This is a genomic window from Thalassospira sp. MCCC 1A01148 (assembly GCF_001613795.1).
Lineage (GTDB): Bacteria > Pseudomonadota > Alphaproteobacteria > Rhodospirillales > Thalassospiraceae > Thalassospira.
The window spans coordinates 101305-116045 of record NZ_LPVZ01000012.1 but is presented as its reverse complement, the minus strand read 5'-3'; the positions used below and the strand labels follow the sequence as shown (position 1 = coordinate 116045).

Sequence of the window (14741 nt, the reverse complement as noted above, 5' to 3'; positions counted from 1 at the left end):
GCGCGTTTGGATATTTTTCAAGTTTGATCGTTGCATATGGGCACTATGGCCCAATGATCTGTCATCAATATGACGGAGGCGTCGCAGCACTGACGACTTCACATTCCCCGTCACCCACATTTCGGAAACGATGTGGAATTTCTGCATTGAAGTAATAGGCATCGCCGGGACCAAGCACCTTGACCCGTTCGCCCACCGTCACTTCAAGTTTGCCGCGGACAACAACACCGGCTTCCTCGCCCTTCTGGACAATCAGGTTGTCACCAGTATCCCCGCCCGCAGGGTAAGTTTCATGGAGCACGCGCAAGTTACGATCCTTGCGCGATGCCCCGACAAGACGCATCGACATCGTCCCGTCAGAAAGTTCGACAAGGTCTTCTTTCTTGAAAAAGATTTCTTCACCGGTATCGAGATCAATGGTGAAGAAATCAATCAGGCTCATGGGAATGCCAGCCAGAACCTTGGCCAGACTATCAACAGACGGGCTGACCCGGTTCTGTTCAATCGTCGAGATCGTGCTGTTGGTCACACCGGCACGGCGTGCCAGTTCACGCTGCGACAGCCCGTACATGCTGCGCACCGCCTTCAGACGATCCCCTACCTTTTGTGACATTCCCGTCTTTTCCCTATCGAACTTTATTGTTGTTTTGTCTGGTCATACCGCGTCGAGATACCAGCGATATTCAAGCTGGGTGACCTCGGCGAAGAATTCGTCATATTCGGCGCGACGGCAGATATCGAACACCTCGACAAAACGTTCGCCAAGATAGTCTTTGACGATATCGCCTTCGACAAACCGGTCGAGGGCCGAAATCATGCTGCGCGGGACAATCTTGCCGCCATGCTGCTCATAGCCGTTGCCAACGGTCGGCTCGCCCGGATCAAGCTTGTTCTTCATGCCGTGATGCATGCCAGCCAGAACGCAGGCCAGAACCAGATACGGGTTGGCATCGGCCCCGGATACACGATGTTCGACTCGTGCGGCCTTTGGGCTGCCTGCCGGAATACGAAGTGCCACGGTACGGTTGTTCAAACCCCAGTTCGGAGACATCGGCGCATAGGCCTTGTTCTGGAAACGGCGGAAAGAGTTCGGATTTGGCGCAAAGATCGCCATGCTTTCGAACATGCTTTCCTGAAGGCCGCCAATTGCAAAGCGCAGATTGTCCGACACTTCCTCGTCACCCACCGGGGACAGAACGTTGTTGTCGTTCTCGTCACGCAGTGAAACATGGATATGCAGGCCGTTGCCCGCCTGATCGGAATAAGGTTTTGCCATAAAGGTCGCGGTCACGCCGTGATCCCAGGCAATGCCCTTAACCACGCGTTTGAGCTGCATGGCGTGATCGGCGGCCAACATCGGATCGGTCACGTGACCAAGGTTGATTTCAAACTGCCCGGGGCCTGCTTCGGCAACGATGGTATCGGCCGGAATGCCCTGACGGTTCAGTTCGGCAACTGCATCATGCAGGACTTTTTCGAAATCCTCGATCTGTTGCAGGCCATAAACCTGCACACCATCCGATGCAATCCCGCCACCAAGTGGCTGCGGCGGCAGCGGTGCGGCGGTTTCCTGGTTCTGATCGGCCAGATAGAATTCAAGTTCAAGGGCGACAGTCGGATAAAAACCGTCTGCGGCCATGCGATCAACAACGCCCTGCAAAACATTGCGCGGATCGGCAAAGAACCGGGTGCCATCAAGGTTATGCAGGTTCATCATCACCTGTGCGAGCGGCAATTCACCATAAGGCACGCGGCAAAGGGTTCCCGGGATCGGTTTTGCCAGATTATCCTGGTCACCGCTCGACCAAAGAAGGCCCGTACCTTCGGGGTTGTCACCGGTAATGTCGACAAGGCACATCGAGCCTGGCAGGGTTACACCCTCGCTAAAGCTTTTAAGGAATTTCTGTTTGCTGATTCGCTTGCCGCGAAACACACCGTTAATGTCGGGAATGAGCAACTCAACAAGTTCGACATCCGGATTTTCTTCAAAGAATCGTTGGGCTTCTGCCCTACTGTCTTCGACGAACGACTTGTTCATCGTCTTATACTCCCAGAAATAGCCTGTTCTTAATCAGCAGGCATCGTGCCGTGCCGGACTGCCATGGTCAAGCCCTTCGTTCGATATATCGTGCAAATCACGCAGCGCACAATTTCTCAGGCTTGGAGCAAACCGTCACACCCGAATGCTCTACATCAACCGGTGGATAACAAAAACCAACCTCGATCCACTCAAAAAGATTGTCGAAAAATCCTCTTGCAAAGGTGTTCGAAAAAACGAACACTAGTGTCAGATGTTCAACATATCGCACGAAAGCAGAGCAGCCCCGCTGCCAGGAGACGTTATGAATAATTTCGACAAAACCGCCTATTGGCAGGACATTGATCAGGCTCACCACATTCATCCGTTCACCGATACGGCGGACCTGAACAATCGCGGCACCCGTGTCATTACCCGTGCCGAAGGCGTCTTTATCGAGGACTCCAACGGCAATCGCTATCTTGATGGCATGGCTGGCCTGTGGTGCGTGAATATCGGCTACGGACGCAAGGAACTGGCTGAAGCTGCCTATAAGCAGATGCTGGAACTGCCCTATTACAACAACTTCTTCCAGTGCGCGAACTCACCGGCAATCGAGCTTTCCAAAGTTCTTGCCGAAATCACGCCAGAAGGCCTGAACCACGTTTTCTATGCCAATTCCGGCTCGGAAGCGAACGACACGGTTGTCCGTATGGTACACCAGTACTGGAACCTTAAAGGCAAACCTGAACGTACCCATATCATCAGCCGCAAGAACGCCTATCACGGCTCGACCGTTGCTGGCGCGTCGCTTGGCGGCATGTCGGGCATGCATTCGCAGGGCGGCGCGCTGGTGCGCGATATTGTTCATATCGATCAGCCATACTGGTACGGCGAAGGCGGCGATCACACCCCCGAGGAATTCGGCCTGATTGCTGCGCGCAAGCTTGAAGAAAAGATCGAGGAACTTGGCGCGGATCGCGTGGGCGCATTTATCGGCGAACCGATCCAGGGTGCTGGCGGCGTGATCATTCCGCCGTCAACCTACTGGCCGGAAATTCAGCGTATCTGCAAAAAGTACGACATCCTTCTGATCGCGGATGAAGTCATTTGTGGCTTTGGCCGTACCGGCGAATGGTTTGGCTGCGACACCTTTGACATCAAGCCGGACCTGATGCCGATGGCCAAGGGCATGTCATCAGGTTACTTGCCGATCTCGGCTGTCATGGTTGGTGATCGCGTTGCCGATGTTCTGATCAATGAATGTGGCGAATTCACCCACGGCTTTACCTATTCCGGTCATCCGGCATGTGCGGCTGTGGCGCTTGAAAACATTCGCATCCTGCGCGAAGAAAAAATGGTCGAACGCGTCAAGGACGATATCGGCCCATATTTTGCCAATGCGCTGAAAACCCTTGAAGACCATCCGCTGGTCGGCGCGGTTGAAACCGTTGGCCTGATTGCCGGTATGCCGCTGGTTGATGACAAGAAAACCCGCAAGGGCTTTGACAAGCCGGGAACGGTTGGCACCATTTGCCGTGATGCCTGTGTTGCCAATGGCGTGATCATGCGCGCATGTGGCGATCGCATGGTCCTGTCCCCGCCGCTTTGCATCACCAAGGAAGAAATCGACGAGCTGGTCAAACGGGCGCGCGCGGCCTTTGACGAGACCGCGAAGAAGCTCGGCAAAATGTAATCCGGTTTCGATTACAGGAACTTACACAAATACCCGGCATGAGCTATCATCGCCGGGTATTTCAGTTATAGATCCCCAAACTACTCCATATGACTCCTGCCCCACAGGCCCCAAGCCCCAGACACCCAAACACCCAAAAGAGCCCACCATGCTACACCGCATCTATCAGCCCGCCGCCTATCGCACTGACACCCTGCCTGACAGCTATTGGGTCGAAAGCGCATCCCCGCTTCCGGCCTGCGAAAAGCTGCCCGAAGAAGGCCAGCTTAAAACCGATATCGCCATCATTGGTGGTGGTTATTGTGGTCTGTCGGCGGCGTTGGAACTGGCACAGAATGGGGCCAATGTTGCGGTTTTTGATGCCGGACGCAGTGGATGGGGCGCATCCGGGCGCAATGGCGGTTTTTGCTGCATGGGCGGCAGTGGCAAGGGGCTTGGGCAACTGGCAAAGACCTTTGGTGATGACGCGGTAAAACAGTTTGCCCGACATCAACGCGATGCCATCAATTTGGTGGACCATCGCCTGAATAGCTGGAACATCGATGCTGACCGCCATTCGAACGGTGAAGTGGTTCTTGCGCACAAACCCAACCGGGTTGCCGAGCTTAAACACGAGGCAGAGGAAATCGCCCATTTCACCAGCATCAAGACGGAGCTTCTTGATCGTGATGCGCTGAAGGAACGCGGCCTCCATGCGGCGGAAACCTATGGTGGATTGCATGTCAAAGCCGGTTTTGGCCTTAATCCGATGAAGTATCTTGCAGGCCTGCATGAACAATGCTTGCGCGCAGGTGTCCGGATATTCGAACAGGCCACAATTGAACGATTTGATGAAGATGGCGATACATATCGCCTTTATGCAGGCAAAACAGAAATCAGTGCCGCGAAGATCATCATCGCCACCAACGGTTATAGTGCAGAAAACCTGCCGGACTGGATTGGCGGGCGCTTAATGCCTGTCTTTTCCGGCATTCTGATCACACGTCCCCTCCGCCTGGAAGAGATGGAAAATCAAGGCTGGACCAGCGACCTGATGGCTTTTGACAGCCGCATCCTGCTGCATTATTTCCGCAAGCTTCCCGACAACCGTTTTCTGTTTGGCGGACGCGGCGGCATTACCGCAACCCCCAAGGCCTTTGCGGCGGGGAAACGAGATCTTCTGGATAATTTCAAGCGCATGTTCCCGGCATGGCAGGATGTCGCCTTTACCCATCACTGGAATGGTCTTGCCTGTCTTTCGCAGAGTTGGCGCCCCTATATCGGACGGGTTCCCGGCCATCATGACGTCTGGACGGCCCTGGCGTGGCACGGCAACGGGGTTGCAATGGCAAGTCTGGGTGGCAAGCTTTTGGCGGAACGCATGCTGGGCATCAGCGACGACGAGGATCTGGGCAGCGTCTTGACAACTCCCATGGGGAAATTTCCCATGCCGTCATTGCGCCGCGTGGCACGATCAGTTGGCTATCGCTATTACGGCCTCCATGACCGGTTTGCCTGATCACATCTGCCGGGCACGGCGATCTGTTTGCGTTCGACCGTGAAGTGACATATGTCATGTCCAACAATTGCCTTATGAATTAAAGCAATTCCAGACCGCGTACTGAACAGGCCCCTATCATGTCCGACAAACAACCAACTCTTGCCGAAATCAAGGAACGTCGCGAAATTGCCACGCGCCGCATCAAGGAAGATACCGGCATTGATCAGGACATGATCAAGAACATCGTGCATGGCTTTTATGCCAAGGTGCGCGAAGACGATATGCTTGGCCCTGTTTTTGATGAAAAGATCGAAAACTGGGATCATCATCTGGATCGCATGGTGATGTTCTGGTCATCGGTCGCGCTTGCGACGGGCAACTATGATGGTCGCCCGATGCAAAAGCATTTACCGCTCAAGATCACCCGCCATCATTTTGATCGCTGGCTGCAACTCTTTGCCGAGACCTTGTCGGAATATTGCCAAGAACCCGCAGCCAAACACTTCATGGAACGCGCCCTTCGCATTGCCTCAAGCTTCGAAGTCGGCATCGCAGCCCATAACGGCGTCATCCTGTCCAAGGGCGAACGCTACGACCCGGTATCAAACTGGGAACCAAACTAATTCCGGAACGTTTTGTTATCTAAGCTGTAACCCGGCACTTCAACTCAAAGAAGCGCTGTGTCTTTTGTCGGCCAAGTTGACAAAAGGAAATGATCAATATTTCATATGGTTATGGCGAATGCCGGAACATCTCACGGTTAGGCCCCTGATCAAGAGGCTTTTGAAAACGCGTGCCAAATGTCCCCGGCATTCACACAGTTGGAGATAGCTGACCAGCCCCGGCAACTTATGACCGGGGCACATCAACCTGTGATGCGCGTCTTTCCCGGTGCGGTTTGCAGTCAGATTTTCCAACACATTGAACGAGACTTGCGACGCCTGAACGGGGAGCCGGAAAATGTGGTCATTGATCACTCTTATTGTCGTTTTGCTGGTTGGTGCCATCGCTTACGCGATTTATGGCCACCGTCATCACTTGGCCCCGAGCACAGGCAAAAAGATCAATCTGTCTAAGCGCCCCAATAGCGCGCTGTTGATTGTTGACCTGCAAGAGGACTTCACCAATGCGACCGGCAAGAATGCCTATGACCCTGACCTGGTCGAAAAACGGATTGCAGCGATCAATGATCTGGTCGAAACCGCAAATGCCAACGGATACCCCGTCATTTCCATCCGCCAGACATTCCGCGGATGGTATATGAACCTGCTTATGAAGTTGTTGAACGAAGGCCGGGGCAGCCCCAAATCCGAAGGTCTTGATCTGGATGCACGGATCAATGGCGACATCGACCATGATATCGTCAAGGCACGTGCGGACGGGTTTAGTGAGCCCGAACTGGACCGCGTTCTTGATCAACAAAAGGTCGGCAAACTGATCATCGTCGGGCTTGATGGTGATTACTGCGTGAATGCAACCATGCAGGCCGCCCTGAACCGTGGGTATGAAGTATCATTCAGTGACGCAACGACGCTGGCACTCAACCCCGACAACTGGAAGAAAACCAAATCCAGACTTACCGCACGCGGCGCGTCTGAAGGGTTGCGCCCCCTGACACCAACAGCTGACAACGATGAAACCGGCGACGGTGAAACTGAAAGTCGCAGCCGCGAAACAGCATAGCCGCCCGCGCCTGCTTATTTCCCGTTGGGATCGAAGCCGGGACTTTTAAAGCTTGTCGCGGATCGAATACCACAGCATGGCGGCCACCAGCATCGGGAAACGCAACATCTTGCCCCCCGGGAAGACCGGGGTTTTGATGTTGGCCATTACGTCAAACCGCTCAACAGTACCGGCCACCGCATCTGCCATGATCTGGCCTGCCAGTGTCGCCATGGCGACCCCGTGGCCGGAATAGCCCGTCGCGGTGAAAACGTTATCGTCAAGCTTTTCAAAGAACGGCATGCGGTTCATCGTGATCGCCAATGTCCCGCCCCAGCCATAATCAATCTTCACATCTTTAAGCTGCGGATAGACTTCAAGCATATGCGGTGAAACAAACGCCTTGATGTCACGCGGGAAGTTATAGCCATAGGTTTCCCCACCGCCAAAAAGCATGCGCTTATCGGCACTCAGCCGGTAATAGTTGATCACGAATTTTGAGTCGGCGACTGCCACGTCATCACGGATCAGTTCGCGCGCCAGATCATCACCAAGTGGCTCGGTGGCGATGACAAAATTATTGATCGGCATAACACGCTTCGCCACGCGATCTTCCAGCGCATCAAGGTAACCATTGCAACCAAGGATCATCTTGTTCGCTGTCACAACGGCGCCGTTTTCGGTTTTAACCGTGACCTTGCCCGACTGATTTTCATAACCGGTGACAACCGTTCCTTCGCATATCCGCGCCCCGGCCGCACGCGCAGCGTCGGCCAGACCAAGCGCGAAGTTCAGCGGATGCAAATGCCCCGCCCCCATATCAAGCGAGCCGCCATGATAAAATTCGGTGCCCAGCATCTCGCGCATTTCTGCGCGGTCAACCGAACGGATATCTTCATAGCCATATTCGGCCTGAAGCTTATCGGCATAGGCGTGGGTATGCTCGACAAAGCGCGCACGATGGTCGGCATGCAAGATGCCCGGTTTCCAGTCACACTTGATGTCATGCTTTGCGATCAGGGATTTGACAACGTCCTTGGACTCTTCGGCGATGTCCCAGAGTTTGCGCGCATCATCGCGCCCGACCATTTGTTCAAGTTCGTCCTGCTCGCGGCGCTGGCCCGAACCGACTTGCCCGCCATTGCGTCCCGATGCGCCCCAACCGACACGGTGGGCTTCGAGCAGGACCACGTCATAGCCACGTTCTGCCAAATGCAGTGCGGATGACAGCCCGGTAAAGCCGCCACCAATGACGACAATGTCGCAGGTCTGATCCCCCTCAAGCTTGGCAAAGGGTGCAATCGCATTCGCCGTTGCGGCGTAATAGGAATCAGGGTAGCGGCCTGCCCGGTCGTTAGCGGTCAGCAAGTTCGGGGTGAACATGAGGAACCCTCATATTTGTAAGTGGATGTGGGCTTATCCTGCCCAATCCGTCCTACCTATCAAGGAAAAACTGCCCATTTTCCGGCCTTAAACCCGCTTTTCACCGATTATGCAAAAACCGGCCAAGTCAAAGCATAACGATTGCGTAAAGCAGCCAACAAAGCGTGATACCTGCGGTGATGGATCTTGCGGATTTCAGGTGATCGTGCATTGAGAATCAGAGTCTTATGGCACTTCACAATGCACCTGACGCATCAGACGCACCAGTGGACTAAAACAAAAATCCCCGATCCATCACATGACGGACCGGGGAAATCATCAGACCATTTGAAATGGCCAGTATTAACGCTGCTTGGTTTCCCATTCGGGATGCACGAAATACGGCGCATTGGACGGCGCCAACGGTGTTTTCCCGCGAATGATGTCAGCAGCCTTTTCACCAACCATAATGGTCGGAGCATTAAGGTTGCCGGTCACGATGGACGGCATGATCGAACTATCGACCACACGCAGTCCTTCGATGCCATGCACACGGGTTTTCTCGTCGACCACCGACATTTCGTCACTGCCCATCTTGCACGAGCAAGACGGGTGATAGGCACTTTCCGCGTGGTCGGCGACCCATGCGTCAATCTGCGCGTCGGTTTCGATATCCTTGCCCGGGGCAATTTCACCACCGCGCAGATCGGCAAAGGCATCCTGCGCAAAGATTTCACGGGTCAGGCGAACCGATGCACGCATTTCTTCCCAGTCATCCGGGTGGCTCATATAGTTCGGATCAATGATTGGTCGGTCCTTCGGATTGCCGGATGCCAGACGTACCGTTCCGCGCGATTTGGAGCGCATCGGGCCGATATGGGCCTGGAAGCCATCCTTTTCCGCGGCCTTGGAGCCGTTATAGTTAATCGCAGCCGGCATGAAGTGATATTGCAGGTCCGGATGTTTCACGCCCGCCTTTGAGCGGATAAATCCACCGGCCTCAAAATGGTTTGTCGCACCAAGGCCTGTTTTGAACAGATACCATTCAACACCGATCTTGAGCTTGTTCCACCAATCAAGCTTGCTATTGAGGCTGATCGGCTTGGTGCATTCCATCTGAACATACAGTTCCAGATGGTCCTGCAGGTTTTCACCAACACCGGGCAAATCATGGACAACATCAATGCCGTGTTCGCGCAGATGGTCCGCTGGCCCGATGCCCGAAAGCATCAGAAGTTTTGGCGAGTTGATGGATCCGGCAGAGACAATCACTTCGCGATCGACAACCGCGCGCTTGAGTTCGCCCTGATGGGTGAAATCAAGACCAATGGCACGTTTCCCTTCGAAAACAATACTTTGCGCCAATGCCTTGTGATAGACGGTCAGGTTCGGACGTTTCATCGCCGGATGCAAATAAGCCCGCGCCGTTGACCAGCGACGGCCCTTATAGACCGTCATATCCATGGTCCCGAGACCTTCCTGACGATAGCCATTCTGATCCGGGGTAAATTCATACCCGGCCTGCTGCCCGGCCTTTATCCATGCCTTGTGCAAGTCGTTCTGGCATGCACCGGTCGTCACATGCAGCGGGCCATCCCCACCGTGATATTCGTCGCCTTCTGTGTCCTCGTTACGGGTATTCGCACGGCGGAAATACGGCAGGCAACGGGCATAATCCCATTCCTTAAGGGCCGCGTCCTCTTCGGCCCAGCGATTGTAATCAAGGGCATGACCACGCACATAAGCCATACCGTTGATCGAGCTGGAGCCGCCATAAACACGCCCGCGCGGGGTTTCCATGCGGCGGTTGTTCAGATTGGACTGCGGGGTTGTCCAATAGGCCCAGTTATAGGTTTCCGACTGCATCGGATAAGACAGCGCGGTCGGCATATGAATGCGCCAGTCCCACCAGTGATCCTTCGGCCCGGCTTCGACAACCAGTACCTTTACTTCCGGATCTTCAGTCAGTCGGTTGGCAAGCACAGCCCCTGCCGAACCGGATCCGACAATCACGTAATCGTAGTTTTCAGTGGTCGTTGGGGTCGTCATTTCTGATCCCTTGTTTGGTCTTGCTGTGTGGGCAGCCGGTGAGAATTTGGCGACGTTCGTTTATCAAAGGCCCTTAGTAAGGGGCCTCGACATCGCCGGTTTCGACATAAACGGATTTGATGCGGGTGTAATATTCAATTGCCGCGCGGCCATTTTCGCGGCCAACGCCCGACTTCTTCACACCGCCAAACGGCATCTCGATCGGGGTGATGTTATAGGTATTGATCCAGCAGGTACCGGCCTCAAGGCGGGCAACCACGCGATGGCCGCGTGACAGATCCTTGGTGAACACACCCGCTGCCAGACCATATTCGGTGTCGTTGGCGCGCTTGATCGCTTCGTCTTCGTCGCTAAAGGTCAGTACGGACATCACCGGACCAAAAATTTCCTCGCGCACGATGGTCATGTCATCGGTGCAACCGGTAAAGACGGTCGGTGCAACGAAAAGCCCGCCTTCTGGCATGCCTTCAGACACGGCATGGCCGCCAAGGACGCATTTTGCCCCCTCTGCCTTGCCCTTTTCGATATAGGACATGACCTGTTCATACTGGGCCTTGGTGACGATCGGACCGACCTGGGTTTCAGGCTTTTCCGGATCGCCAAGAACAAGATCCCTGGACCGTGCGATCAGCTTTTCGATGAAGGCATCGGCCACACTTTCATGCACGAACACACGCGTCCCGTTCGAGCAAATCTGACCCGATGAATAGAAGTTCGCCATCTGCGCGCCGGAAACGGCGTTGTCCAGATCGGCATCCTCGAACACGATCATCGGCGATTTGCCACCAAGTTCCATGGTGACGGCCTTCATGCCGCCAGCAGCAACGGATGCGACCTTGGCACCGGTTGCGGCCGAACCGGTCAGGGAAATCTTGTCAACGCCGGGATGTTCAACCAGCGCGGCACCGCTTTCACGAGCACCTTGCACAACGTTGTAAACGCCATCGGGAAGACCGGCTTCCTGAAGGGCTTCGGCCACAGCGATGGCAGAAAGCGGCGTGGTCTCAGACGGTTTGTAGACAACCGCGTTACCGCATGCCAGTGCCGGGGCCGCCTTCCAGCAAGCAATCTGGATCGGATAGTTCCAGGCACCGATGGCGCCACAAACGCCAACTGCTTCGCGGCGGGTATAGGCAAAGTTGCCCGCAAGATCGATATGCTCACCGGCAAGGCTTCCGGCGACACCGGCGAAATATTCAAGGCATTCAACACCGGAAATCACATCGACAATTTCGGTTTCCTGAATGGCACGGCCCGTATCGCGGGTTTCAACCAGTGCCAGTTCATCATTGCGGTCACGCAAGATCTGGGCGGCCTTGAACAGCACACGCGCCCGTTCGGCAGCCGGGGTGTTTTTCCAAATCTCGAACCCGGCGCGGGCAGCCTTGACTGCGGCGTCAACATCAGCAGCGGTACTTTCGCGGCCCTTTGCAAGAACGGTGTTGGTCGCGGGATTCAGCGTTACCATTTCCGCGCCCGACCCCTGGGTCTTCTTGCCGTTGATGAAATTCTGAATTTGATAAAGGCTCATCTTAAAACTCCTGCTGGCTGCACGTTTGATCGGCAGCCTTGAACGTTTCTATGGGTCGGTTGCATCTATCGGGCTGGCGAATTCGCCAGATACATGCGCAAGGTGCCCAGCACCATTTTGCGCGCCCCTGCGATATCGGATTTGCCGTGAGACAGGCCGGTGCGCACCCAGATCCCGTCCACCATGGCGGCGATTACGGCTGAAATGTCATCAGCACATTGTTCGGTCGTCAATTGACGCAGTTCATGGCGCAGGTTTGAGGCCAGCCGCTGAAAATAGATATTGTTCAGCCGACTCAACGCATCGGAAAATGGCACCTGTGCCCAGAATGACAGCCAAGCCACAGTCACCTGTGGTGTGAACTGTTCTTCGTTGAAGTTGGTGTTAATGATCGCTTCCAGGCGATCAATCGGCGTCTTGGCCGTCGCCAGACGCACCAGATAATCGTTGCGCAAATCCTGCATCAGGGAGCGCATGGTTGCTTCAAGCAACGCGTTCTTGCCACCAAAATAGTGCGAAATAATCCCAGACGACATCCCCGCAGCCTTCGCGATACGGGCAATCGTCGTATCGGCGAATCCGTGGCTATGAATGGTTTCAATCGTCGCGTCGATCAACTGCCTGCGGCGAACAGGCTGCATACCAACCTTGGGCATTAATTCATCCAATCCTCTGCGTTGCGAAGGGTTTACCGTCGCTGCAACAGCATAAAATGCAGTTTTTAGTCCTTCGCAATTGACGTAACCAGAATATGCTGTAATTTAATTGAACAATCAATCAATAAAAACACGTCGGCATTTGCGGCGCGTTTCTCAGGGCTTTTAGCCTTTGCTGCGCGGCAATGTGGCTGTTTTTTGTGATTATTCCGGCCCGTTAATCACGTTCGGGGGAACGTGTTGACGGCTCTGGGCGAGTGTTGGCGACATCTATGTTGCGTTGATGTTCGTCTGGCCTCCGGAACCGAGAGTCTTCTGATGACCGGCCCTATCCGGTCATCAGTAACATTAGGTTTATACAAGGGAGAACCAGAAGCATGACCAATCTTTCCACGTTCGGCCGCCTGCTTGGCAGCACCATCATTGCGACCACCCTTCTGGGTGCCGCCGGTGCAAAAGCCGCCGATAGCGAAGCCTGCCAAACCGTGACTTTCTCTGATGTTGGCTGGACCGACATCACGGCCACCACGGCAACCGCATCGGTGATTCTTGAATCACTCGGCTATACTGCTGAAACCGAACTTCTGTCGGTTCCGGTCACCTATACCAGCCTTGCCAATGGCGACGTTGACGTCTTCCTGGGCAACTGGATGCCGACCATGGCTGCTGACATTCAGCCCTATCTCGACAAAGGCACGGTCGTATCAACCGGTGCCAACCTTGAAGGTGCGAAATACACGCTGGCTGTCACCCAGAATGCCTTTGACGCCGGTCTGAAAGACTTTGCTGATATCGCCAAGTTCCATGACGAACTGGATGGCGAGATCTATGGCATTGAACCGGGCAATGACGGCAACCGCCTGATCCAGGACATGATCGATAGCGACCAGTTTGGTCTTGGCGAGTTTGAACTCGTTGAATCCTCCGAACAGGGCATGCTGGCCGAGGTAAAGCGCAAATCCTCGCGCGATCAGTTCATCGTTTTCCTCGGTTGGGAACCGCACCCGATGAACGCGAAATACGACATGGCCTATCTTGATGGCGGCGATGACGTCTTTGGCCCGAACTTTGGCGGTGCGACTGTTCACACCAACCTGCGTGCCGGTTACACTGTCGAATGCCCGAATGCTGGCAAATTCGTTACCAACCTGAAATTCAGCCTCGCCATGGAAAACGAAATCATGGACGCGATCCTGAACGAAGGCACCGATCCGGCTGAAGCCGCAACCGCATGGCTCAAAGCCAACCCGGACGCAGCAATGGCATGGCTTGACGGTGTGACCACCTTTGACGGTGGCGACGCCAAAGCAGCCCTGAAATCCGGTCTTGGTCTTTAAGCACCGCGATTGATTTTACCGATGCGCCCGCCCCCGACCCAAGGTCGATCCGGGCGCATCGGATGCATTTTTCTTAATTCTCATTGAACGGATATTTTCGCATGGAATGGCTCACGGAAACGAAGATTCCGCTGGGACAGTGGATATCGTCCCTGATGGATGCGCTGAACGAACATGCCGACTTCGTGTTCTATACCATTTCGGATGTTCTCGAGTTCATCATCGAAAACACCATTGATTTCCTGGTCTGGTTGCCCGCGCTTCTGATCATTGCCGCCTTTGGCGTCCTGGCGGCTGTTGTGCACAAGTCATGGAAACTGACGGCCTTTACGGTTCTGTCGCTGTTGCTGGTGGTCAATCTTGGCTACTGGGAAGAAACGATGGAAACGCTGGCCCTTGTCATTTATGCGACGCTGTTTTGCATGTTGATCGGTGTGCCGCTTGGCGTGGCGTCCGCCCACCGTCCCTGGCTTCATCAGGCAATGCGTCCGGTTCTTGACCTGATGCAGACGATCCCGACCTTCGTGTATCTGATCCCGACCTTGATCCTGTTTGGTCTGGGTGTGGTTCCCGGTCTTATTTCGACCGTGATCTTTGCGATTGCCGCCCCGATCCGCCTGACCCATCTTGGCATTTCCAATACCCCCAAGGCACTTCTGGAAGCCGGTGAAAGCTTTGGCTGTACGCCGCGCCAGTTGCTGTTCAAGGTCGAATTGCCGTCCGCGATGCCGTCTATCATGGCGGGGCTTACGCAATGCATCATGCTGTCGCTGTCGATGGTGGTGATTGCCGCCCTTGTCGGTGCAGATGGTCTGGGCAAGCCGGTTGTGCGCGCACTTAACACAGTGAATATCGCACAGGGCTTTGAAGCGGGTCTTGCGATTGTGATTTTGGCCATCGTGCTTGATCGCATCTGCCGTCGCGACAACAACGAAACTTCGGGGCAGTGAT

12 protein-coding genes are annotated in these 14741 nt (G+C 54.7%); 6 read left to right on the top strand and 6 right to left on the bottom strand.

The window, feature by feature from the left end; genetic code table 11:
• Nucleotides 1–64: 64 nt before the first annotated feature.
• Nucleotides 65–613, bottom strand: coding sequence for a cupin domain-containing protein (locus AUQ43_RS03420; protein ID WP_062954488.1), 549 nt, complete (start codon nucleotides 611–613; stop codon nucleotides 65–67).
• A 42-nt stretch (nucleotides 614–655) separates the two neighbouring features.
• Nucleotides 656–2038 carry a glutamine synthetase family protein gene (locus AUQ43_RS03415; protein WP_062954486.1) on the bottom strand — a complete coding sequence of 461 codons (1383 nt, stop codon included), beginning with the start codon at nucleotides 2036–2038 and terminating at the stop codon, nucleotides 656–658.
• A 304-nt stretch (nucleotides 2039–2342) separates the two neighbouring features.
• Between AUQ43_RS03415 and AUQ43_RS03410 the strand changes: the two genes are divergently transcribed.
• The 4 genes from AUQ43_RS03410 to AUQ43_RS03395 all read left to right on the top strand — a co-directional run bounded on the left by AUQ43_RS03410 (nucleotide 2343) and on the right by AUQ43_RS03395 (nucleotide 6876).
• Nucleotides 2343–3713, top strand: coding sequence for an aspartate aminotransferase family protein (locus AUQ43_RS03410; protein WP_062954484.1), 1371 nt, complete (start codon nucleotides 2343–2345; stop codon nucleotides 3711–3713).
• 148 nt (nucleotides 3714–3861) lie between these two features.
• Nucleotides 3862–5211 carry an FAD-binding oxidoreductase gene (locus AUQ43_RS03405; RefSeq protein WP_062954482.1) on the top strand — a complete coding sequence of 450 codons (1350 nt, stop codon included), beginning with the start codon at nucleotides 3862–3864 and terminating at the stop codon, nucleotides 5209–5211.
• Nucleotides 5212–5330: 119 nt separating this feature from the next.
• On the top strand, nucleotides 5331–5816 hold the full coding sequence (locus tag AUQ43_RS03400) for a group III truncated hemoglobin (RefSeq protein ID WP_062954480.1): 486 nt from the start codon (nucleotides 5331–5333) through the stop codon (nucleotides 5814–5816).
• A 337-nt stretch (nucleotides 5817–6153) separates the two neighbouring features.
• On the top strand, nucleotides 6154–6876 hold the full coding sequence (locus tag AUQ43_RS03395; protein ID WP_084271975.1) for a cysteine hydrolase: 723 nt from the start codon (nucleotides 6154–6156) through the stop codon (nucleotides 6874–6876).
• A 45-nt stretch (nucleotides 6877–6921) separates the two neighbouring features.
• Here AUQ43_RS03395 and AUQ43_RS03390 read toward each other — a convergent pair whose 3' ends face one another.
• The 4 genes from AUQ43_RS03390 to betI all read right to left on the bottom strand — a co-directional run bounded on the left by AUQ43_RS03390 (nucleotide 6922) and on the right by betI (nucleotide 12453).
• Entirely contained in the window at nucleotides 6922–8238 is a 1317-nt protein-coding gene (locus tag AUQ43_RS03390) for an FAD-binding oxidoreductase (protein WP_062954478.1), read from the bottom strand.
• Nucleotides 8239–8580: 342 nt separating this feature from the next.
• Nucleotides 8581–10266 carry a choline dehydrogenase gene (betA, locus tag AUQ43_RS03385; RefSeq protein WP_062954476.1) on the bottom strand — a complete coding sequence of 562 codons (1686 nt, stop codon included), beginning with the start codon at nucleotides 10264–10266 and terminating at the stop codon, nucleotides 8581–8583.
• A 73-nt stretch (nucleotides 10267–10339) separates the two neighbouring features.
• Nucleotides 10340–11797: a betaine-aldehyde dehydrogenase gene (betB, locus tag AUQ43_RS03380; RefSeq protein ID WP_062954474.1), complete on the bottom strand. Its 1458-nt coding sequence runs from the start codon at nucleotides 11795–11797 to the stop codon at nucleotides 10340–10342.
• Between the two features lie 65 nt (nucleotides 11798–11862).
• Nucleotides 11863–12453 (bottom strand): transcriptional regulator BetI, encoded by a 591-nt coding sequence (gene betI / locus AUQ43_RS03375; RefSeq protein WP_062954472.1) that lies wholly within the window; start codon nucleotides 12451–12453, stop codon nucleotides 11863–11865.
• 377 nt (nucleotides 12454–12830) lie between these two features.
• Between betI and AUQ43_RS03370 the strand changes: the two genes are divergently transcribed.
• Nucleotides 12831–13790, top strand: coding sequence for a choline ABC transporter substrate-binding protein (locus AUQ43_RS03370; RefSeq protein WP_062954469.1), 960 nt, complete (start codon nucleotides 12831–12833; stop codon nucleotides 13788–13790).
• A 101-nt stretch (nucleotides 13791–13891) separates the two neighbouring features.
• The gene (choW, locus tag AUQ43_RS03365) at nucleotides 13892–14740 is read left to right on the top strand and encodes a choline ABC transporter permease subunit (RefSeq protein WP_062954467.1); all 849 of its coding nucleotides are present in this window, start codon (nucleotides 13892–13894) and stop codon (nucleotides 14738–14740) included.
• Nucleotide 14741: the final 1 nt, after the last annotated feature.